Genomic DNA, 21,569 nt, shown 5'->3' on the forward strand with positions numbered 1-21,569 from the left:
GATTTTTTGAGCACCCGATTATGTCACACCAAGCACTGGACGTTCTGATCGTGGAAGACGAGCCGCAACTGGCGACGCTGCACGCGGAGTTCATCGAGAAAAATTTCAACCTGCGGGTGGTGGCTTACGCCGCCACGCTGGCCGAAGCGCGTGCCAAAGCCAATGCGCATCAGCCGCGGCTGATCCTGCTGGATAACTTTCTGCCGGACGGCCAGGGCATCGAGCTGATGGAAGAGCCGGCGGTGAAGAACCCCGCCTGTTCGGTGATCTTCATCACCGCCGCCAGCGACATGCACACCTGCAGCCAGGCGATCCGCAACGGCGCCTTCGACTACATCATCAAGCCGGTATCCTACAAGCGGCTGCGCAATTCGCTCGAACGCTTCATGCAGTTCGTGCAAACCCAGCGCACCTTCAAGATCATCGATCAGGACAACGTCGATGCGCTGTACAACCTGCAGTCGAAGCAGTTCTCCAGCGAGCCAAGCGCCAAAGGCATCGAAACCAATACCCTCGAGCTGGTGCAGGCGCTGTTTATCGCCCAGCCGGCGGTGGCGCATGCGGTGGAAGACGTGGTGGAGCAGGTCGGCATCAGCAAGACTACCGCCCGCCGTTATCTGGAATATTGCGTCGCCACCCAGTTCGTGCGGGTGGAGATGCTGTACGGCAATATCGGCCACCCGCGGCGGCTGTATCGCAAGGCCTGAGGCTGCCATCTGGCTGTCATATTACGGCGATAACATAGCGCCCGACGATATCCCCCTCGATATCGGCACCTGTCGTTAAAACTGATGAAATACTGATGACTTTTACCCGGCCTCTGGTCGGGTTTTTTATTATCCGAAACGGCAGACGCAGAAGCGAAATATCCCATTGCTTCACGCCGCGTTATTTCCCTAAAAACCAAACCATTATGGCGAATAGCGGCCGTCAATTTCGAGTCATGGGCAAAATTACCATAACTAATTAAAACCTTGATGTAAACCACTAATATCCCATTTAAATGACATTGAGGGTTGTCTCAGATATTCACTGTGTTAGGGTAAAAAGCTCTTTTATTTTGCTAAGGACAGCCCATAACGCGTTAATTAAACCAGAGGAAACAGCAAATTGCATGGCAATTAAACTCGAAGTAAAGAACCTGTATAAGATATTTGGCGAACACCCGGAACGTGCATTCAAACTGCTGGATAAAGGTCTGACAAAAGATCGGCTATTTGAAAAAACCGGCTTATCGCTCGGCGTAAAAGACGCCACTCTGGCCATTGAAGAAGGCGAGATATTTGTCATCATGGGGCTTTCCGGTTCCGGCAAGTCCACCCTGGTACGCCTTCTCAATCGTCTGATAGAACCCACCCGCGGCCAGGTGCTGATCGACGGTGAGGACATAGCCAAAATATCCGACGCCGCGCTGCGTACCGTGCGGCGAAATAAGATCAGCATGGTATTTCAGTCATTCGCGCTGATGCCGCACATGAATGTCATTAATAACACCGCATTCGGTATGGAATTAGCCGGCATACCGCTGCAGGAACGCCAGGAAAAAGCGCTGGACGCCCTGCGCCAGGTCGGGCTGGAGAATTATGCGCTGTCTTATCCGGATGAATTATCCGGCGGCATGCGCCAGCGCGTGGGATTAGCCCGCGCCCTGGCCAATAACCCGGATATATTATTGATGGACGAAGCCTTCTCGGCGCTCGATCCGTTAATTCGTACCGAAATGCAGGATGAGCTGGTGAAATTACAGGCCCAGCATCAGCGCACCATCGTGTTTATTTCCCACGATCTGGATGAAGCGATGCGCATCGGCGATCGCATCGCCATCATGCAGGGCGGTGAGGTGATCCAGGTCGGCACACCGGACGAGATCCTGAACAACCCGGCCAACGACTATGTGCGCACCTTCTTCCGCGGCGTGGACATCAGTCACGTATTCAGCGCCAAGGATATCGCCCAACGGCGCCCGGTGACGCTGATCCGCAAAACCCCCGGCTTTGGCCCCCGATCGGCGCTGCAGCTGCTGCGCGATGAGGACCGTGATTATGGTTATGTTGTTGAACGCGGAAAGAAATTTATCGGCGTAGTGTCGATAGAGTCGCTGAAAAAGGCGCTGTCCGCCAATCAAACGCTGGACGATGCCCTGCTCGAGGCCCCTGCCGCCGTGCCAGCCGACACGCCGCTCAGCGATCTGATTTCCCTGGTCGCCCAGGCGCCGTGCGCGGTGCCGGTAGTGTGCGAAGAACATAACTATCTCGGCATCATCTCCAAGGCCATGCTGCTGCAGGCGTTGGACAAGGAGGGCTCCGCCAATGAGTGATACTACGCAAACCCAAGATCCCTGGGCTACCGCACCGGCCGATACCGGCGCCGCACCCGCAAACGATGCCGCCGCCAACGCCGGCGACGCCTGGTCCAGCGCGCCGCCGCCGGCCACCCATGACGCCGCCGCGTCAGGTGCCGATTGGCTCAGCAGCGCCCCGGCGCAGCCGGAACACTTCAGCCTGCTCGATCCGTTCCACAAGGCCTGGGTGCCGTTCGATACCTGGGTCACGCAGGGCATCGACTGGCTGGTGCTGCACTTCCGCCCGCTGTTCCAGGGCATCCGCGTGCCGGTCGACATGATCCTGAGCGGCTTCCAGCAACTGCTGCTGGGCATGCCGGCGCCGATCGCCATTCTGGTGTTCTCGCTGCTCGCCTGGCAGGTCTCGGGCCTCGGCATGGGCGCCGCGACGCTGCTCTCCCTGGTCGCCATCGGCGCCATCGGCGCCTGGTCGCAGGCGATGGTCACGCTGGCGCTGGTGCTGACCGCACTGTTCTTCTGCATCCTTATCGGCCTGCCGCTCGGCATCTGGCTGGCGCGCAGCAAGCACGCCGCCAAGGTGATTAGACCGCTGCTCGACGCGATGCAGACCACCCCGGCCTTCGTCTATCTGGTGCCGATCGTCATGCTGTTCGGCATCGGCAACGTGCCGGGCGTGGTAGTGACCATTATCTTCGCGCTGCCGCCGATCGTGCGCCTGACCATTCTCGGCATCAAGCAGGTGCCGGAAGATCTGATCGAGGCCGCCGAGTCCTTCGGCGCCAGCCCGCGCCAGCTGCTGTTCAAGGTGCAGCTGCCGCTGGCGATGCCGACCATCATGGCCGGCGTGAACCAGACGCTGATGTTGGCGCTGTCGATGGTGGTCATCGCCTCAATGATCGCCGTCGGCGGGCTGGGCCAGATGGTGCTGCGCGGCATCGGCCGGCTGGACATGGGCCTGGCCGCCGTCGGCGGGGTCGGCATCGTGATCCTGGCGATCATTCTCGATCGCCTCACCCAATCGCTGGGGCGCGATCGCCGCAGCAAAGGCATCGGCCGCTGGTATCGCCGCGGCCCCATCGGGCTGCTGACTCGCCCGTTCATCAAACAAGCCTGACGCTTTTCCCGCCGGCGGCTGCGGCCCCGGCGGGCTATGACACCACCACATCGAAAAAAGGGGAAACACTATGCGCACTACGGGCATCTGGGCTCTCGCCCTGACGACGCTGATTGGCTCACAGAGCGTGAGCGCGGCAGATTTACCCGGCAAGGGGATCGCGGTACAGCCGGTGCAAAGCACCATTTCCGAAGAGACCTTCCAGACGCTGCTGGTCAGCAAGGCGCTGGAAAAACTGGGTTACGACGTGAAAGAACCGCGTGAAGTGGATTACAACGTCGCCTACACCTCGATCGCCTCCGGCGACGCGACCTTTATCGCGGTCAACTGGGATCCGCTGCACGCCGATCAGTACAAGGCCGCCGGCGGCGACGCCAAGTTCTACCGCGAAGGCGTCTACGTCAACGGCGCCGCGCAGGGCTACCTGATCGACAAGAAGACCGCCGAGCAATATCACATCACCAACGTCGAGCAGCTCAAGGATCCCAAGATCGCCAAGCTGTTCGACACCAACGGCGACGGCAAGGCCGATCTGACCGGCTGCACCCCGGGCTGGGGCTGCGAAGCGGTGATCAACCACCACATCAAGGCCTACGGCCTGAGCAACACCGTCGAGCACAACCAGGGCAACTACGCGGCGATGATCGCCGACACCATCACCCGTTACAAAGAGGGCAAACCGGTGCTGTATTACACCTGGACGCCGTACTGGGTCAGCGATGTGATGGTGCCGGGGCGCGACGTGGTCTGGCTGCAGGTGCCGTTCTCCTCTCTGCCGGGCGAGCAGAAGAACGTCGACACCAAGCTGCCTAACGGCGCCAACTACGGCTTCCCGGTCAACACCATGCGCATCGCCGCCAACAAGCAGTGGGCCGAAGCCAATCCGGCGGCCGCCAAGCTGTTCGCCATCATGAAGCTGCCGATCGCCGACATCAACGCGCAAAACCTGCGTATGCATGAAGGCCAGGCTTCGGAAGCCGACATCCAGAACCACGTCAACGGCTGGATCAAGGCGCACCAGGCGACCTTCGACGGCTGGGTGAAAACCGCCGCCGAGGCGGCGAAGCCGTAACCGCTCGGGGGCGCCGCATCCGCCGCCCCCTACCCCGCCATATCGATGCCGCTGAACTGTAAAAAACGTGCGACGGCGTTTGACAAGGGCTGCGGCCAGATGCAATACACTTGGCGTCGCGGCCCGTCTTCAATCGGAATTGACACCAGCGTGCTTAGTCGTTGCGCGGTCGAGATCGGTACGATGCCCGCCGCCAATCCGCGCCGCACCAGATTCTCCAACCATTCGATATGATCGATTTCAAAACTGACGTGCCGGCGGATGCCCGCCGCCTGGAAGGCGCGATCGGTTTGGCGCCGCGCGCCGGTGCCGCTGTAGAAATCCACCAGCGGCACTTCCGCCAGCGCCTGCAGATTCACCCGCTCGCGGTTGGCCAGCGGATGCTGCGGCGCCACCAACGCCACCAGCGGCTCATCGGTCAACTGCCGGTGCGACATCGGCAGCAAATCGACGTCGCCGGGCCAGATGCCGACGAACGCCATATCGCACTTCTGCTGACGCACGTCCTCCAGCAGGGCTTCGCTCATGCCGACGTACAGGCGGATGTTCACCGCCGGATAGTGGCGATGAAACTTGTCGAGCTTTTCGGTCAGATCAATCGCGTTTATGGTTGAAATGGTGCCGATGGTCAAGGTGCCGGACACCGCATCCCCGGCGGCGGTCACCTCTTCCACCAGCGCCTGCTGTGCCGCCAGCAGCCGCTGCGCCGAGGGAATGAAAGCCTGGCCGGCGGGGGTCAATCGCACCCGACGCGAGGTGCGCTCAAACAGCGTACAGCCCAGCTCTTCTTCCAGTTTGGCGATCTGGTGGCTGAGCGCCGACTGCACCGTATGGCAGCGCTGCGCCGCCCGGGTGAAGCTCTGTTCCTCCGCCACCGCCAGCGCATAGCGGATCTGTTTCAGGTTCATGGCATCTATCTTGAAATGAGATAAATCAAATGAAAATTATACATTGGTTTCCGCAGACGCATTGCCGGATACTGCGCGCTATCTTCTTCCCGTGATGAAAAAATCATGAACCAACAAAACGTCCACCCGGGCCTCAGCCCGGCGCTGACCGTGCTGATCGCCATCGCTACCGGCCTGGCGGTCGCCAGCAACTATTACGCGCAGCCGCTGCTGGAAACCATCGCCACCGGCTTCAATCTGTCGGTCAACCAGGCCGGCTTTATCGTCACCGCCGCGCAGCTCGGTTACGCCACCGGCCTGCTGCTGCTGGTGCCGCTCGGCGATATGTTCGAGCGCCGCGGGCTGATCGTTTTCATGACGCTGCTGGCCGCCGGGGGTATGCTGATCACCGCCACCTCCGCCACGCTGCCGATGATGATCCTCGGCACCGCGCTCACCGGGCTGTTCTCTGTGGTGGCGCAGATCCTGGTGCCGCTGGCCGCCACGCTGGCTCACCCGGAAAAGCGCGGCAAGACCGTCGGCATCATCATGAGCGGCCTGCTGCTCGGCATCCTGCTGGCGCGCACCGTCGCGGGCGCACTGGCGTCGTTCGGCGGCTGGCGCACCATCTACTGGGTCGCCAGCGTGCTGATGATCCTGATGGCGCTGATCCTGTGGCGCGCGCTGCCGCGCTATAAGCAGCACTCCGGGCTGAACTACCCGCAGCTGCTGGCCTCGATCTTCAGCCTGTTCTGCCGCACGCCGCTGCTGCGCACCCGCGCCATCCTCGGCGCCCTGTCGTTCGCCAACTTCAGCGTGCTCTGGACCTCCATGGCCTTTCTGCTCGCCGCGCCGCCGTTCAACTACTCCGAGGGGGTGATCGGGCTGTTCGGCCTGGTGGGCGCCGCCGGGGCGCTGGCCGCTTCACGCGCCGGGCATCTGGCGGACAAGGGCAAGGCCGGGCTGACCACCACCGTCGGCCTGGTGTTGTTGCTGCTGTCCTGGATACCCATCGCGTTGGCTAAACAATCGCTGTGGGCGCTGATCGCCGGCATCCTGATCCTCGATCTGGCGGTGCAGGCAGTACACGTCACCAACCAGAGCGTGATGTACCGCATCATGCCGGACGCGCGCAACCGCCTGACCGCCGGCTACATGACCAGCTACTTTATCGGCGGCGCCCTCGGTTCACTGCTCTCCGCCTCGGCGTATCAGCATGCCGGCTGGTACGGCGTGGCCGCCGCCGGCGGGGTGTTATGCCTGCTCAACCTGCTGACTTGGTGGCTCGGCAAGCACCACGATCCGCAGGGGCCGGCGACAATCTGATTATCGTGCAAATAGTAACTTGAGAAATTTATTAGCGGTGCAGGGTATAAACATTACTTACTCTCTGGTAATGTTCTGGCCATAAACTATTGAAGTCCTATCTACCCTGCGACCCACAACCATGCAAAGCCAAGCTGCAGACAGCCTCAATCCGCCCGCCGTCAGCGCCACCTTCGCCAACGGCGTCGTCGACAGTTTGCCGATCGTCATCGGGTATGTCCCGGTGGCGTTCGCCTTCGGCCTCAGCGCCGTCAAACTGGGCTTTTCCCCGCTGGAAAGCATTTTCTTCTCCTGCATCATCTACGCCGGCGCCAGCCAGTTCGTGATCACCGCCCTGCTGAGCGCCGGAATGTCGCTGTGGGTCTCCGCGTTGACGGTGATGGCGATGGACGTGCGCCACCTGCTGTACGGCCCGGCGCTGCGTCACCGCATCGTCTCGCGCATGTCCCCCGGAAAAACGGCGATGTGGGCCTTTGGCCTGACCGATGAAGTTTTCGCCGCCGCGACCGCCAGGCTGATGCGCAATAACCGCAGCTGGAGCGAAAACTGGATGCTGGGCATCGCGCTCTGTTCCTGGCTCTCCTGGGTCGCCGGCACCGCGCTCGGCGCGCTGTTCGGCAACGGCCCGCTGGAGCAGTTCCCGGTGATCGAAGCCTCGCTGGCCTTCATGCTGCCGGCGCTGTTTCTCAGCTTCCTGCTGGCCGCCTTCCGCCGCCCGCAGAGCCTGACTATCGCCGCCGCGCTGGCCGGCGCGCTGCTCGGCGTGGTGCTGTTCTCCATTCCGGTCGCCATTTTGGCCGGCATCGGCGCCGGTTGCGTCGCCGCCCTGTTCCAGCCAGCCCCTGCGGAGGCCCCCCATGAACACTGATGTGCTGGCGATCGGTCTGGTGGTGGGCTGCGCCAATTACCTGTTCCGTTATCTGCCGCTGCGGCTGGCGCCGGCGCGCGCCCAGCCCGGCCTCAAACGCGGTAAAGCCGCCCTGCTGCTCGACAGCATCGGCATCGCCTCGATCTGCGCCCTGCTGGTGGTCTCCAGCACGCCGGTGGTGATGCGCGAACCGGACAAGCTGCTGCCGACGTTGGTGGGGTTCGCCGCGCTGGCGCTGTGCTTCTACCGCAGCAAAAGCATCATTCTGTCGACGCTGCTCGGCGCGACGGCCTTTGGCGTCACATTAAAGCTGTTAATGCTTTTCGGTCCGGGCTGACGCCGCTCCGATCGTTTGGCTTCACTTTGGCGTTTTCAGGCGCCACATCTTTACAAACACTGACAAATGACACGAATTGCTAAATTATCCGCACGGCTGAACATTTACATTATTAGTCACCGTCGTTACTATCTCGAACGAAATTAATGAGGCCCTAAATTATGGAAAGCTCGTTTGCCCCCATAGAACAAATGCTGAATTTCCGCGCCACGCGGCAGAAAGATTTCCCTTATCAGGAAATCCTGCTGACCCGCCTGTGCATGCACATGCAAGGCAAGCTGCTGGAAAACCGCAATAAGATGCTCAAGGCGCAGGGGATTAACGAAACACTGTTTATGGCGCTGATTACCCTGGATGCGCAGGAGAGCCACAGCATCCAACCTTCTGAGCTAAGCTCTGCCTTGGGCTCCTCGCGCACCAATGCGACCCGCATCGCCGATGAGCTGGAGAAACGCGGCTGGATCGAGCGCCGGGAAAGCGACAACGATCGCCGCTGCCTGCATCTGCATCTGACACCGCAGGGGGAAGAGTTTCTCAGTCAACTGCTGCCGCCGCAGCACCAATGTCTGCATTTCCTGTGGTCCACGTTGACCGACGATGAGCAAAAACAGCTGGAACAGCTGACGCGCAAATTGCTGGCACGTCTGGATCAAATGGAAATCACAGAACAGTTACCCTAATTCACAATTTCTGTTCAGGTACCTATTATGCGATCCCCATTTAACTGGAGATTCACCCCGCTGTTCGCCGTGTTGCTGCTAGCCGGGTGTGCTTCGACCGATAATATTGCCCCGCAATCCACGCTGATGGATCCGCAGAGCCTGCAGTTGGCTCAGCCGAAAGTCAGTTCGCTGGCCGTCAGCCCGCAGTGGTGGCGCGCCCTCAAGGATCCGCAGTTGGATACCCTGATGACGCAAACGCTGCAAAGCTCGCCGACCCTGCGGCAGGCCGCCGCCCGCGTGCGCGAAGCGCAAAGCGTGGTGGGCGAAGCCAGCGCCGCCAACGGGCCGAACCTGGATCTGAACGCCAGCACCCAGCGCCAGCGCGTGCCGCAAAACGTCAATATGGGGTTGGGGTATCCGCATAAGCCGATCTATTCAAGCTCCAACTCGCTGGGGTTGAACCTGGCGTACGAGTTCGACTGGTGGGGCAAATACCGCAACCAGGTGAACGCCGCCAAAGCGCAGGTCAACGCCGCGCGCGCCGAGCAGGAACAGGCGGCGCTGACGCTGACCAGCTCGGTGGCGTCCGCCTACTATCAGCTGCAGAGCAATCTGGCGCTCGAGAAGCTGCTGCAACAGGAAGTGAACAACAATGAGCGCCTGACCGCGCTGCGCCAACAGCGCTATCAGGCCGGCCTGACCGGCGTCGACGTGCCGCAACAAACCCAGGCGCAGTCCGACGTCGCCAAGCAGCAGATCCTGCAGCTGCAGTCGCAGATCGAGCAGCTCCGGCACCAGCTCGCCGCGCTGGCGGGCCAGGGGCCGAACGCCATGCAGCACCTGCGTCAGGTGCCTTTGCCCGCAGACAACCTGATGGCGCCGCAGGGCGAGCTGACGGCGGATCTGCTGGGCAAACGCCCGGACATCGCCGCGCAACGCCAGCTGGTGGAGTCTTACAGCCAGCGCGTCAGCGCCGCACGTAAAGAGTTTTACCCCAGCCTGACCATTTCAGCCTTCGCCGGCCTGATGACCACCAATACCAGTGGCACCAGCCCGAATCTGTTTGAAGCGGCCAGCCAGGCCTGGAACGTGATGCCGGCGATTTCGCTGCCGATCTTCCACGCCGGGGCGCTGCGCAGCAAGCTGGGCGAGGAATCCGCGCTGTATGACGAAGCGGTGGAATCCTACAACCAAACCATCCTGAATGCGGTACAGGAAACCGCCGACGCCATCACCATCCAGCAGAGTTCTGCGCAACAGCAGCTGCAGGCGGCGTCCGCGGCCCAGTCGATGCAACAGGTGTATCAGGTCGCCAACGCCCGTTACCAGGCAGGGATTATCGGGCGCGACGATCTGTTGACCAGCCAGACGCAGCTATTGCAGCAGCAACAGGCGGAGTTGAATGCCAGCAGCAACTTACTGCAGGCGAAGATAGGACTGATCCGTGCGCTGGGCGGTGGCTATCAGGCCCCGGCCGCAGCGGATTCGAAAGCATAATAATATAAGGCTTGGAGAACACCATGAGCGCAAGCGCGGAAATCCAAAACCCGCAGCAGCCGAGCGGCAAAAAGAAGCAGCGTAAATTTTGGCTGCTGTTGCTGACGGTTATTTTCATTGTTATAGGGGTGGCTTACTTAGTGTATTGGTTCCTGGTGCTGCGTCATCACCAGGAAACCGACGACGCCTACGTCTCCGGCAACCAGGTGCAGATCATGGCCCAGGTGTCCGGCAGCGTGAACAGCGTCAATTTCGACAACACCGACTACGTCAAGCAGGGCGACGTGCTGCTGACGCTCGATCCGACCGATGCCGAGCAGGCGTTTGAACGCGCCAAGACCGGCCTGGCCAACAGCGTGCGTCAGACCCACCAGTTGATCATCAACAGCAAGCAATATCAGGCCAACATCGCCCTGCGCAAGACCGATCTGAGCAAGGCCGAGAACGATCTGAAGCGCCGCGTGGTGCTGGGCAGCGTTGACGCCATCGGCCGCGAAGAGCTGCAACACGCTCGCGATGCGGTCGACAGCGCCAAGGCCGCGCTGGAAGTGGCGGTGCAGCAATACAACGCCAACCAGGCGATGGTGCTGAATACCCCGCTGGAACAGCAGCCGGCGATCCAACAGGCCGCCGCGCAAATGCGCGACGCCTGGCTGGCGCTGCAGCGTACCAAAGTGATCAGCCCCATTACCGGCTATGTCTCGCGCCGCAGCGTGCAGGTCGGCGCGCAGATCGCCGCCGGTTCGCCGCTGATGGCGGTGGTGCCGGCCGATCACATTTGGGTTGACGCCAACTTCAAGGAAACCCAGATCGCCAACATGCGCATCGGCCAGCCGGCGACGGTGGTCAGTGACGTCTACGGCGACGACGTGGTGTATCAGGGCAAAGTGGCCGGTATCGACATGGGCACCGGCAGCGCCTTCTCGCTGCTGCCGGCCCAGAACGCCACCGGCAACTGGATCAAAGTGGTGCAACGTCTGCCGGTGCGTATTGAGCTCGACGCCAAGCAGGTGGCCGACCATCCGCTGCGCATCGGTCTTTCTACGCTGGTGACCGTCGACACCGCCAACCTGGACGGCCGCGTGCTGGCCGACGTGGTGCGCGACAAACCGCTGTACCAGAGCGACGCGCTGGCCTTGAACCTGGCGCCGGTTAATCAGCTGATCGCCGACGTGATCCATGCGAACGCCGGCTAAGCGCGCGGGAGGCCATCTTGCCACAGAAACCGCTTGAAGGCGCCCAGCTCGCCTGGATGACGGTCGCGCTCGCCATGGCGACCTTCATGCAGGTGCTGGACTCCACCATCGCCAACGTGGCGATCCCCACCATTGCCGGTAACCTCGGGTCTTCCAACTCGCAGGGCACCTGGGTGATCACCTCGTTCGGCGTGGCGAACGCCATCTCGATCCCGATCACCGGCTGGCTGGCGAAGCGCATCGGCGAAGTGCGGCTGTTCCTCTGGTCCACCGCGCTGTTCGTCCTCGCCTCCTGGCTGTGCGGCATCTCCAACAGCCTCGGCATGCTGATCTTCTTCCGCGTGATCCAGGGCGTGGTGGCCGGGCCGCTGATCCCGCTGTCGCAGAGCCTGTTGCTGAACAACTACCCGCCCGCCAAGCGGGCGATGGCCCTGGCGCTTTGGTCGATGACCGTTATCGTCGCGCCGATCTTCGGGCCGATCCTCGGCGGTTACATCAGCGACAACTACCATTGGGGCTGGATCTTCTTCATCAACATCCCGATCGGCGCCTTCGTGATCGTGGCGGCGATGGCGACGCTGAAGGGGCGAGAAACCAAAACCGAGATCAAACCGATCGACACCGTCGGCCTGGTGCTGCTGATCGTCGGCATCGGTTCGCTGCAGGTGATGCTCGATCAGGGCAAGGAGCTGGACTGGTTCAACTCGACCGAGATCATCACCCTGACCGTCGTGGCGGTGGTGGCGTTGCTGTTCCTGGTGGTGTGGGAGCTGACGGACGACCATCCGGTGGTGGATCTGTCGCTGTTCAAGTCGCGCAACTTCACCATCGGCTGCCTGTGCATCAGCCTGGCCTACATGCTGTACTTCGGCGCCATCGTGCTGTTGCCGCAGCTGCTGCAAGAGGTATACGGTTATACCGCCACCTGGGCGGGGCTGGCGTCGGCGCCGGTCGGGCTGATCCCGGTGCTGCTGTCGCCGATCATCGGTAAGTTCGGCAACCGGCTCGACATGCGCAAGCTGGTGACCTTCAGCTTCATCATGTATGCCGTGTGCTTCTACTGGCGCGCCTATACGTTTGAACCGGGCATGGACTTCGGCGCGTCCGCCTGGCCGCAGTTCGTTCAGGGCTTCGCCATCGCCTGCTTCTTCATGCCGTTGACCACCATCACGCTGTCCGGCCTGCCGCCGGAACGCATGGCGGCGGCGTCGAGCCTGTCGAACTTCACGCGGACGCTGGCGGGTTCGATCGGCACCTCGATCACCACCACCCTGTGGACGCAGCGCGAATCGCAGCACCATTCGCAGCTGACGGAGTTCGTCAACCCGTACAACCCGCAGTCGCAGGAGATGTACCGGCAGCTGGAGCAGCTCGGCATGAGCAAGCAGCAGGCGTCGGCCTACATCGCCAACGAGATCACCGCGCAAGGCCTGATCATCTCCGCCAACGAGATCTTCTGGCTGTCGGCCGGGGTATTCCTGGTGCTGCTGGCGCTGGTGTGGGTGGCGAAACCGCCGTTCAGCTCCGGCGGCGGTGGGGGCGGCGGCGCTCACTAAGCTTCAATAAACGAAACGGGCGCCCTGGGGCGCCCGTTTTTTATCCGACGTAGAACAGATTACGCCTGATTCTGACGCCACCAGTCCGCCAGCAGAATGCCGGTCGCCACGGAAACGTTCAGGCTTTCCACCTTGCCGGTGCCGCCGATCGAGACGTTCATGTCGCCCTGCTGCCAGGCGCTGTCGCTCAGACCGTCACGTTCCTGGCCCAGCACCAGCACCATCTTGGCCGGCAGCTTGGCCTGCGCCAGCGCGGTGCCTTTATGGCTGGAGGTGGTAACGATGGTGTAACCCGCCTTGCGGAAGGTATCCAGCACCGACAGGAAATCGTCGGCGTTGATCGCCTTGATGTGCTCAGCGCCGCCTTCTGCGGTACGCACCGCCGCGCCGGACTCCAGCAGCGCCGGATCCTGCAGCAGCACGCCGTTGACGCCGAAATGGGCGCACGAACGAACGATGGCGCCCAGGTTATGCGGGTTGCCTACTTCTTCCAGCGCCAGCACGCAGTCGGTCGCCGGGGCGGTTTTCAGGTAGGTCTGCGCGTCCAGCCCCTGACGTTTTTTGATCAGGAAGCACACGCCGCCGTGGTGCTCGGTGCCGGAAGCCTTGGCCAGCTCTTCCTCATCCACCACGTGGTAAGCCTTGCGGTTGGCCGCCATCCAGCGCAGCGCTTCGCGGAAGCGCGGGGTGACCGACTGCACGAACCAGGCGCGCACGATCGCTTCCGGGCGGCTGGCGAACAGCGCCTGACAGGCGTTTTCACCGTAAACGCGGGTTTCTTCCGCGCGCTGGCGGCGCAGCTGTTCCGGATCGATAAAGCTTTTGCCGCTGATACCGCCGTGATCGAACGCCGGTTCTTCATTCGGCGCGCGCGAAACGGTTCTCCACGGCGACTCGTTGCCGCCGCGATCTTCAGAGCGCGCCGGACGGCGAGGACGATCGCTTTCACTGCGGCGGGAGTCGGCGCCGCGGCGATCGTTGCCGCCGCGCGCCTTGTCTTGACCGGTGCGGCCCGAGCGCGCACCGTCAGCCGGACGGCCTTTGCCGGCCGGACGTTTATTCTTGTTGCGGTCGTCGCCGTTGTCGTCGTCACTGCGGACGTACATCACTTTGACTTTACCGTTCTTGCCACTAAATGAATCGTTCATTGTCTTCTCCACCAACGCGCAGGGCGCGAAGATTACCTGATGTTGGTGCACGAAGCCACCAACTTGCGCTAAAAGCTCCCAACTATCACATCCATTGAACAAACCTCATTGTTCATGCGCCGGGTTTTGCTGATAATTGTCAGCATTAAAGAAACATCTCCGCAACGGCGTTGCGGGGATCATGCTTTCTCTGTACCCGAGGTCAACATGAATACAGTTTGTGCAGCTTGCAATGCCACCAACCGCGTGCCGGAAGAGCGTCTGGCGGACAACGCGAAATGCGGCCGCTGCGGCCATGAGCTCTTCGACGGTGAAGTGATCAACGCCACCGCCGCCACGCTGGACCAGTTGCTGCAGGACGATCTGCCGGTCGTGGTCGATTTCTGGGCGCCGTGGTGCGGCCCGTGCCGCAGCTTTGCGCCGATCTTTGAAGACGTGGCCGAAGAGCGCGCCGGCAAAGTGCGCTTCGTGAAAGTGAACACCGAAGCCGAGCCGGAGCTGAGCGCCCGTTTCCGCATCCGCAGCATCCCGACCATCATGGTGTTCCGTCAGGGCAAAATGGTCGATATGCTCAACGGCGCGATGCCGAAAGCGCCGTTTGACAACTGGCTCAACGAGTTAGTGTGATTCGGCAAGTATAGGCCGTATCCCGCCATCGCGCGCGAACGTGCCCCGATCGAGCCCGCCCCTCCCGGCGGGCTTTTTTCTGCGTTACAATGGCGGTTTTTCCCCAGGATCGTTATGACCGACAACGCCGTACTTCGCCTGCGCCAATTCCGTTTAGACCGCGCCACCCGCCCTTTTCTGGCGCGCGGTTGCCGGGTGGCGCGTTGTCAGGGTTGCCTGCTACCGCATAAAAACTGCCTGTGCGACACCATTCGCCCGCAGCAGGCCGGCAGCCGTTTCTGCCTGATCATGTTCGGCGCCGAGCCGCTCAAGCCCAGCAACACCGGCCGCCTGATCGCCGATATCCTGCCGGACACCCAGGCGTTTCTCTGGTCACGCACCGAGATCGATCCGGCCCTGCTGGCGGCCATCAACGATCCGGCGCGGCAGCCTTATGTGGTGTTCCCCGCTTCCTACGCCGACGCCGAACGGCCGGTGTTCAGCGAGCTGCCCGCCGGCGGCAAACCGCCGCTGTTCATCATGCTGGACGGCACCTGGGCGGAAGCGCGCAAAATGTTCCGTAAAAGCCCGTACCTCAATCAATTCCCGGTGTTTTCCCTCAACGTCGACGCGGCATCGAACTACCAGCTGCGCGAAGCCAGCCGCGCCGAGCAACACTGCACGGCGGAAGTGGCCGCCGCCCTGCTGCAACAGGCGGGCGATCTGCCGGCCGCCGACGGTTTGAATCAGCATTTCCGCTATTTCCGTCAACAGTATCTGGCGGGTAAACCGACCCGCCCGGAGGCACCGGTCACAGCAATATAGCCAGAAAGCGCCTAAAATCAGGCGTAACGTTGCCAAAAGGAGCCGTGCATGAGCCAGCGAGGGTTAGAAGCGCTACTACGTCCCAAATCGATCGCCGTGCTGGGCGCGTCGCAGCAGCCCGGCCGCGCCGGCAACCTGATGATGAGCAATCTGCTGGCCGGCGGTTTCGGCGGGCCCATCTTGCCGGTCACGCCGCGCTACAAGGCGGTATGCGGCGTGATGGCCTACCCCGACGTCGCCAGCCTGCCGCTGACGCCAGATCTGGCGATCATCTGCACCCACGCCAAACGCAATCTGGCGCTGATTGAAGCGCTGGGCCAACGCGGCTGCAAAACCGCCATCGTGCTCTCTTCGCCGCCGGAACAGTTCGCCGAGCTGAAGGCCTGCGCGCAGCGCTATGCCATGCGGCTGTTGGGCCCCAACAGTCTGGGGCTGCTGGCGCCGTGGCAGGGCATCAACGCCAGCTTCTCGCCGGTGCCGATCCAAAAGGGCAAACTGGCGTTTATCTCGCAGTCCGCCGCCGTGGCCAACACCATTCTCGACTGGGCGCAGCAGCGCGAAGTCGGTTTCTCCTACTTCATCGCGCTGGGCGACAGCCTGGACATCGACGTCGACGACCTGCTCGACTTTTTGGCGCGCGACAGCAAGACCAGCGCCATCCTGCTGTATCTGGAAAACATCAGCGACGCACGGCGCTTTCTCTCCGCCTCGCGCAGCGCCTCACGCAACAAGCCCATTCTGGTGATCAAAAGCGGCCGCAGCCAACAGGCGCAGCTGCTGCTCAACAGCCAGCTGGGGCTGGACGCCGCCTATGACGCCGCCATCCAGCGCGCCGGCCTGCTGCGCGTGCAGGATACCCATGAGCTGTTCTCGGCGGTGGAAACCCTCAGCCATATGCATCCGCTGCGCGGCGAGCGGCTGATGATCGTCAGCAACGGGGCGGCGCCGGCGGCGATGGCGCTGGACGAACTGCTCGGACGCAACGGCAAGCTGGCCACGCTGAGCGATGAGAGCCTTGCAAAATTGAGCGACGCGCTGCCGGATTTCATCCGCGCCGGCAATCCGCTCGACCTGCGCGATGACGCCACGCCGCAGCGCTTCCTGGCGGCAATCGAAGCGCTGCTCGACAGCCACGACTATGACGCGCTGCTGTTGATCCACGCGCCGAGCGCGGCGGCGCCAGGCACCGCCACGGCGGAACGGCTGATCGACGCGCTGCATCGCCATGCGCGCGGCAAGCGCATCACGTTGCTGACCAACTGGTGCGGCGAATACTCTTCGCAAGAGGCGCGCCGGCTGTTTACCGAGGCCGCCATTCCCACCTACCGCACCCCGGAAGGCGCGGTGACCGCCTTTATGCATATGGTGGAATATCGCCGCAACCAGAAGCAGCTGAAAGAGACGCCGGCGCTGCCGATCGGCCTGACCGCCAACACCGCCGACGCCCACCGCCTTATCCATCAGGCGCTGGCCGAAGGCGCCACCCAGCTGGATACCCACGAGGTGCAATCCATCCTGCAGGCCTATGACCTGAGCACCCTGCCGACCTGGATTGCCGAAGACAGCGCCGAAGCGGTACACATCGCCGAACAGATCGGCTACCCGGTGGCGCTGAAGCTGCGTTCGCCGGATATCCCGCACAAATCGGAAGTTCAGGGCGTCATGCTCTACCTGCGCACCGCGACCGAAGTGCAGCGCGCGGCGGAGGCGATCCTCGACCGCGTAAAGCGCACCTACCCTCAGGCGCGCATTCACGGCCTGCTGGTGCAGAGCATGGCTAACCGCGCCGGCGCCCAGGAGCTGCGCATCGCGGTGGAGCAGGATGCGATTTTCGGCCCGCTGATCATGCTGGGCGAAGGCGGCGTGGAATGGCGCCAGGAAAATCAGGTGGCGGTCGCGCTGCCGCCGCTGAACATGGCGCTGGCGCGTTATCTGGTGCTGCAGGCGGTGAAAGGCGGCAAGATCCGCGGGCGCAGCGCGCTGCGGCCTTTGGATATCCCCGGGCTGAGCCGCCTGCTGGTGCAGGTCTCCAACCTGATCCTCGACTGCCCGGAGATCGCCCGGCTGGATATTCACCCGGTGCTGGCCTCCGGCAGCGAATTCACCCTGCTGGACGTTTCGATGCAGCTCGCGCCGTTCAGCGGCGATCCGCAGGCGCGGCTGGCGATTCGCCCTTATCCGCATGAGCTGGAAGAAACCATCGCGTTGAAAGACGGCAGCCAATGCCTGTTCCGCCCGATCCTGCCGGAAGACGAGCCGGCGCTGAAGCATTTTATCGATCGGGTGACCAAGGAAGACCTCTATTATCGCTACTTCAGCGAGATCAACGAGTTTACCCATGACGATTTGGCCAACATGACGCAGATCGACTACGATCGAGAAATGGCCTTTGTGGCGGTGCGCGCAGACGAGATCATCGGCGTGACCCGCGCGCTGTCCGATCCGGACAACACCGACGCCGAATTCGCCGTGCTGGTGCGTTCCGACCTGAAAGGCCTGGGCCTGGGCCGCCAGCTGCTGGAGAAAATGATCGCCTATGCGCGCGCCCATGGCCTGACCCGTCTGAGCGGCATCACCATGCCGAATAACCGCGGCATGATCGCGTTGGCGCAGCGGCTGGGCTTTGGCATTGAGGTGCAGCTTGAGGACGGCATCGTCAATCTGACGCTGCCGCTGCAGGCCGCCGACGCGCAGTGACCTGCGTCGCAATGCGCTACGAATCCACCACTTAACGCCAAAACATACGCACAATCGAGGCAACTAATGGTATTATCGCCCGATTATTCGGTTTAATGTTTTTATGCCTGTGGCGTTCCGGCCATCAATCATGAGAGAAGAAACGCACTGTGATGTTGTCAAAATTTAAACGTAGCAAACATCAACAACACCTTGCACAACTGCCCAAACTCCCCCAGACGGTTGCTGATGTTCGTACGTTGTACGCGCCGTCCGATTTTCGCACCACGCTGCTGGACGCCATCGCCAACGCTACCCAACGCATCTATCTGGTGGCCCTGTATCTGGAGCATGACGACGCCGGGCGCGAGATCCTCAACGCGCTGTATCAAGCCAAGCAGCGGCGGCCCGAGCTGGAAATCTGCGTGCTGGTCGACTGGCACCGCGCACAGCGCGGCCGCATCGGCGCCGCTGCCGCCAATACCAACGCCGACTGGTACTGCGCCATGGCCGGCCAACATCCCGAGCAGTCGGTGCCTATCTACGGCGTGCCGGTCAATACCCGCGAAGCGTTGGGCGTACTGCACCTGAAGGGCTTTGTGGTCGACGATACCGTGATCTACAGCGGCGCCAGCATCAACGACGTTTATCTGCATCAGCATGAGAAATACCGTTACGATCGCTACCAGCTGATCACCAACGAGGTGTTGGCCGATACCCTGATCGATTACATCAAGCAGCATCTGCTCACCGCCGGCGCCGTACAGCGCCTCGATCGCAGCGATCGGCCGAAAAGCCCGGAGATCAAAAACGAGACCCGCCTGTTCCGTTTCGCCCTGCGCCTTGCCGGCTATCACTTCCGCGGCAAGGCCGGCAACGATGAGTTGGCGGTGACGCCGCTGGTTGGGCTTGGCAAGCAAAGCGTGCTGAATAAAACCATTCATCACCTGATGTCGTGCGCCGACCAGAAACTGACGCTGTGCACCCCTTATTTCAACCTGCCGGCGCTGCTGGTGCGCAATATCATTTATCTGCTGCGCCAGGGCAAACAGGTGGAGATCATCGTCGGCGACAAGACCGCCAACGACTTCTATATTCCGGAAGACCAGCCGTTCAAAATCATCGGCGCGCTGCCCTACCTGTACGAGATCAACCTGCGCCGTTTTCTGAGCCGCTTGCAGCGCTATATCGACACCGGGCAGCTGATCGTGCGTCTGTGGAAGGATGGCGATAACAGCTATCATCTGAAAGGCATGTGGGTTGACGAAGAGTGGCAGCTGATTACCGGCAATAACCTCAACCCGCGCGCCTGGCGGTTGGATCTGGAAAACGCCATTCTGATCCACGATCCCAAGCAGGAAATGCGCGAGCAACGGCAAACAGAACTGGAGTGCATCCGCACTCACACCACCGTGGTCGGCCATTATCAGGAGCTGCAAAGCATTCAGCAGTACCCGATCAAGGTGCGCAAGCTGATTCGCCGTCTGCGGCGTATCCGCATCGATCGGTTGATTAGCCGTATCCTGTAAGATCTACTCTGACCCCGGCCAAGGCCGGGGTTTTTATTACAGCTGTATTTCCTTGCCTTTGCGATGCAACCGGAGTGAGACCAGCAACGCCAGCAGGCACATGCCGGAAACATACCAGAAGAAGGCATTTTCCACGCCGAACGATTTAAGCGACAGCGCGACATATTCCGCCGAACCGCCGAACAGGGCATTCGCTACCGCATAAGACAAGCCCACCCCTAACGCGCGCACCTCCGGCGGGAACATCTCGGCTTTAAGCAGCCCGCTGATCGAGGTGTAAAAGCTGACAACGAACAGCGCCAGTACGATCAGGCCGAACGCCATAAAGGGGTTGCTCACCCCTTTCAGGGCGAACAGGATCGGCACCGTCAACAGGGTGGCCAATGCCGAGAAGATCAGCATCGAGCTGCGACGGCCGATTTTGTCCGAGAACGCGCCTGCCGCCGGCTGCAGCAGCATGAAGACGAACAGCGCGGCGGTCATGATGGCGCTGGCCAGCTTGGCGTCCATACCGGCGGTGTTCACCAGATATTTCTGCATATAGGTGGTAAAAGTGTAAAAGGTCAGTGAACCGGCGGCGGTAAAGCCCAACACCATCACAAACGCCTTGCGGTTTTTCCATAGCCCCGTCAGCGAACCGGCATCTTGGTGGTTACGTGTTTTCGCATCGGAGGTTTCATTCAGCGAACGGCGCAGGTACAACGCCACCACCGCCAACACGGCCCCCAAGGCAAACGGGATGCGCCATCCCCAGGCCTTCAGCTCTTCGCCGGACAATATCTGCTGCAGGATCACCAATACCAGCAGCGCCAGCAGTTGCCCGCCGATCAGCGTGACATACTGGAACGATGCGTAGAAGCCGCGCCGCCCCTTGATTGCCACCTCGCTCATGTAGGTGGCGCTGGTGCCGTACTCGCCGCCCACAGACAGCCCCTGGAACAATCGCGCGATCAGCAGCAGCGCCGGCGCCCAGCTGCCGATCGACTCATACGTCGGCAGACAGGCGATCACCAGCGATCCGGCGCACATCATGCAGACCGAAAGCAGCATTGAGTTTTTTCGGCCGTGTTTATCGGCAATGTAGCCGAACAGCCAGCCGCCGATCGGCCGCATAAAGAAGCCGGCGGCGAACACACCGGCAGTTTGCAGCAGTTGTGTCGTGCTGTTGCCCGCCGGAAAAAATGAGGCGGCAAAGTAGATTGAGCAGAAGGAGTAAACATAAAAATCAAACCACTCCACCAGATTGCCTGATGAAGCCCCGACGATGGCAAAAATGCGTTTTTTGTTATCCAGCGCCCCCTGTTCGACGCCGCGTTCATCCTCAAGAACCGAGGTTGTTTCTGTCATGGTATTTTCTCCGAGCCATAGCAATGATGAAATTCGGCGTCCTGCCGCTCTGGTTGTTACTTTATTGTTATTTATAAGTTAACAGCCAAACTTAATAGCGGACGAAGAATATCTGGCGTTTGGAGGGACAATGCGCGGAATTTGTGATGAATATTAAACCGCACGCTGAAAGCTGAAGCGGATTGCAACGGGGATTTTCCGTTTTACGCATAGCAAAAAGCCCTGAACTGATGTTCAGGGCTTTCGGCTTGTTTTGATGCCTGGCAGTTTATGGCGGGCGTCCTGCCCGCCCCCCTTCGGGCCGTTGCTTCGCAACGTTCAAATCCGCTCCCGGCGGATTTGTCCTACACAATTCGTCTCATCCTGAGACTCTCCCCTCCGGGGCCGCCGCACGCGGCGTTAAGGCCCGTTCCCGACGGGCCTTTCGCATGGCCATGCTCGAGCAGAACGCCAGATAACAGACAAAACAAAAAGCCCCATGCTTTCGCATGAGGCTTGTTGTTTTATTTGATGCCTGGCAGTGTCCTACTCTCGCATGGGGAGACCCCACACTACCATCGGCGCTACGGCGTTTCACTTCTGAGTTCGGCATGGGGTCAGGTGGGACCACCGCGCTATTGC

General features: G+C 61.4%; 18 protein-coding genes and 1 rRNA gene. 15 read left to right on the forward strand and 4 right to left on the reverse strand.

Annotation, left to right across the window (positions count from 1 at the left end):
- Positions 1-20: 20 nt before the first annotated feature.
- The 4 genes from ACJ8IM_RS24680 (at position 21) to proX (ending at position 4,488) form a co-directional block, all read left to right on the forward strand.
- Positions 21-707: a response regulator gene (locus ACJ8IM_RS24680; RefSeq protein WP_033635694.1), complete on the forward strand. Its 687-nt coding sequence runs from the start codon at positions 21-23 to the stop codon at positions 705-707.
- 407 nt (positions 708-1,114) lie between these two features.
- Positions 1,115-2,317 (forward strand): glycine betaine/L-proline ABC transporter ATP-binding protein ProV, encoded by a 1,203-nt coding sequence (proV, locus tag ACJ8IM_RS24685; RefSeq protein WP_033649772.1) that lies wholly within the window; start codon positions 1,115-1,117, stop codon positions 2,315-2,317.
- Positions 2,310-3,416 (forward strand): glycine betaine/L-proline ABC transporter permease ProW, encoded by a 1,107-nt coding sequence (proW, locus tag ACJ8IM_RS24690; RefSeq protein WP_033649771.1) that lies wholly within the window; start codon positions 2,310-2,312, stop codon positions 3,414-3,416. Before proV ends, proW begins: the two co-directional genes overlap by 8 nt.
- Positions 3,417-3,486: 70 nt before the next feature.
- Positions 3,487-4,488 (forward strand): glycine betaine/L-proline ABC transporter substrate-binding protein ProX, encoded by a 1,002-nt coding sequence (gene proX, locus ACJ8IM_RS24695; protein WP_033635697.1) that lies wholly within the window; start codon positions 3,487-3,489, stop codon positions 4,486-4,488.
- A 29-nt stretch (positions 4,489-4,517) separates the two neighbouring features.
- Here the strand turns inward: proX and ACJ8IM_RS24700 are convergent, their stop codons facing one another.
- A complete protein-coding gene (locus ACJ8IM_RS24700) occupies positions 4,518-5,396 on the reverse strand; it encodes a LysR family transcriptional regulator (RefSeq protein WP_033654338.1) in 879 nt (292 codons plus the stop codon).
- Between the two features lie 105 nt (positions 5,397-5,501).
- On the opposite strand from ACJ8IM_RS24700, the gene ACJ8IM_RS24705 reads away from it, so the two are divergent.
- From ACJ8IM_RS24705 to emrB, 7 genes are all read left to right on the forward strand, one after another.
- Positions 5,502-6,701 carry an MFS transporter gene (locus tag ACJ8IM_RS24705; protein WP_033635700.1) on the forward strand — a complete coding sequence of 400 codons (1,200 nt, stop codon included), beginning with the start codon at positions 5,502-5,504 and terminating at the stop codon, positions 6,699-6,701.
- Between the two features lie 121 nt (positions 6,702-6,822).
- On the forward strand, positions 6,823-7,569 hold the full coding sequence (locus tag ACJ8IM_RS24710) for an AzlC family ABC transporter permease (protein WP_033649769.1): 747 nt from the start codon (positions 6,823-6,825) through the stop codon (positions 7,567-7,569).
- A complete protein-coding gene (gene ygaH, locus ACJ8IM_RS24715) occupies positions 7,559-7,906 on the forward strand; it encodes an L-valine transporter subunit YgaH (protein ID WP_033649768.1) in 348 nt (115 codons plus the stop codon). The genes ACJ8IM_RS24710 and ygaH overlap by 11 nt, the downstream gene beginning before the upstream one ends.
- A 161-nt stretch (positions 7,907-8,067) precedes the next feature.
- Positions 8,068-8,586 carry a transcriptional repressor MprA gene (gene mprA, locus ACJ8IM_RS24720; protein ID WP_004928879.1) on the forward strand — a complete coding sequence of 173 codons (519 nt, stop codon included), beginning with the start codon at positions 8,068-8,070 and terminating at the stop codon, positions 8,584-8,586.
- 27 nt (positions 8,587-8,613) lie between these two features.
- Positions 8,614-10,065 (forward strand): efflux transporter outer membrane subunit, encoded by a 1,452-nt coding sequence (locus ACJ8IM_RS24725; RefSeq protein ID WP_033635706.1) that lies wholly within the window; start codon positions 8,614-8,616, stop codon positions 10,063-10,065.
- Between the two features lie 23 nt (positions 10,066-10,088).
- The gene (gene emrA, locus ACJ8IM_RS24730) at positions 10,089-11,261 is read left to right on the forward strand and encodes a multidrug efflux MFS transporter periplasmic adaptor subunit EmrA (RefSeq protein WP_033649764.1); all 1,173 of its coding nucleotides are present in this window, start codon (positions 10,089-10,091) and stop codon (positions 11,259-11,261) included.
- Between the two features lie 17 nt (positions 11,262-11,278).
- Positions 11,279-12,817, forward strand: coding sequence for a multidrug efflux MFS transporter permease subunit EmrB (gene emrB, locus ACJ8IM_RS24735; RefSeq protein ID WP_033654339.1), 1,539 nt, complete (start codon positions 11,279-11,281; stop codon positions 12,815-12,817).
- 59 nt (positions 12,818-12,876) lie between these two features.
- Here the strand turns inward: emrB and ACJ8IM_RS24740 are convergent, their stop codons facing one another.
- Positions 12,877-13,965: a tRNA/rRNA methyltransferase gene (locus ACJ8IM_RS24740; RefSeq protein WP_004928870.1), complete on the reverse strand. Its 1,089-nt coding sequence runs from the start codon at positions 13,963-13,965 to the stop codon at positions 12,877-12,879.
- Between the two features lie 207 nt (positions 13,966-14,172).
- Here ACJ8IM_RS24740 and trxC point away from each other — a divergent pair, with 207 nt between their 5' ends.
- The 4 genes from trxC (at position 14,173) to pssA (ending at position 19,601) form a co-directional block, all read left to right on the forward strand.
- A complete protein-coding gene (gene trxC, locus ACJ8IM_RS24745; RefSeq protein ID WP_004928868.1) occupies positions 14,173-14,592 on the forward strand; it encodes a thioredoxin TrxC in 420 nt (139 codons plus the stop codon).
- 114 nt (positions 14,593-14,706) lie between these two features.
- Entirely contained in the window at positions 14,707-15,396 is a 690-nt protein-coding gene (locus ACJ8IM_RS24750; protein ID WP_033654340.1) for a tRNA-uridine aminocarboxypropyltransferase, read from the forward strand.
- A gap of 48 nt (positions 15,397-15,444) precedes the next feature.
- On the forward strand, positions 15,445-18,093 hold the full coding sequence (locus tag ACJ8IM_RS24755) for a bifunctional acetate--CoA ligase family protein/GNAT family N-acetyltransferase (protein WP_033654341.1): 2,649 nt from the start codon (positions 15,445-15,447) through the stop codon (positions 18,091-18,093).
- A gap of 152 nt (positions 18,094-18,245) precedes the next feature.
- Positions 18,246-19,601 (forward strand): CDP-diacylglycerol--serine O-phosphatidyltransferase, encoded by a 1,356-nt coding sequence (gene pssA, locus ACJ8IM_RS24760; RefSeq protein WP_033654342.1) that lies wholly within the window; start codon positions 18,246-18,248, stop codon positions 19,599-19,601.
- Between the two features lie 36 nt (positions 19,602-19,637).
- On the opposite strand, the gene ACJ8IM_RS24765 is transcribed toward pssA, so the two are convergent.
- Both ACJ8IM_RS24765 and rrf read right to left on the reverse strand, forming a co-directional pair.
- On the reverse strand, positions 19,638-20,948 hold the full coding sequence (locus ACJ8IM_RS24765; protein ID WP_033654343.1) for an MFS family transporter: 1,311 nt from the start codon (positions 20,946-20,948) through the stop codon (positions 19,638-19,640).
- Between the two features lie 512 nt (positions 20,949-21,460).
- A 5S ribosomal RNA gene (gene rrf, locus ACJ8IM_RS24770) occupies positions 21,461-21,569 on the reverse strand; the annotation flags it as partial.

This window comes from Serratia sp. CY33525, from assembly GCF_052169115.1.
Lineage (GTDB): Bacteria > Pseudomonadota > Gammaproteobacteria > Enterobacterales > Enterobacteriaceae > Serratia > Serratia sarumanii.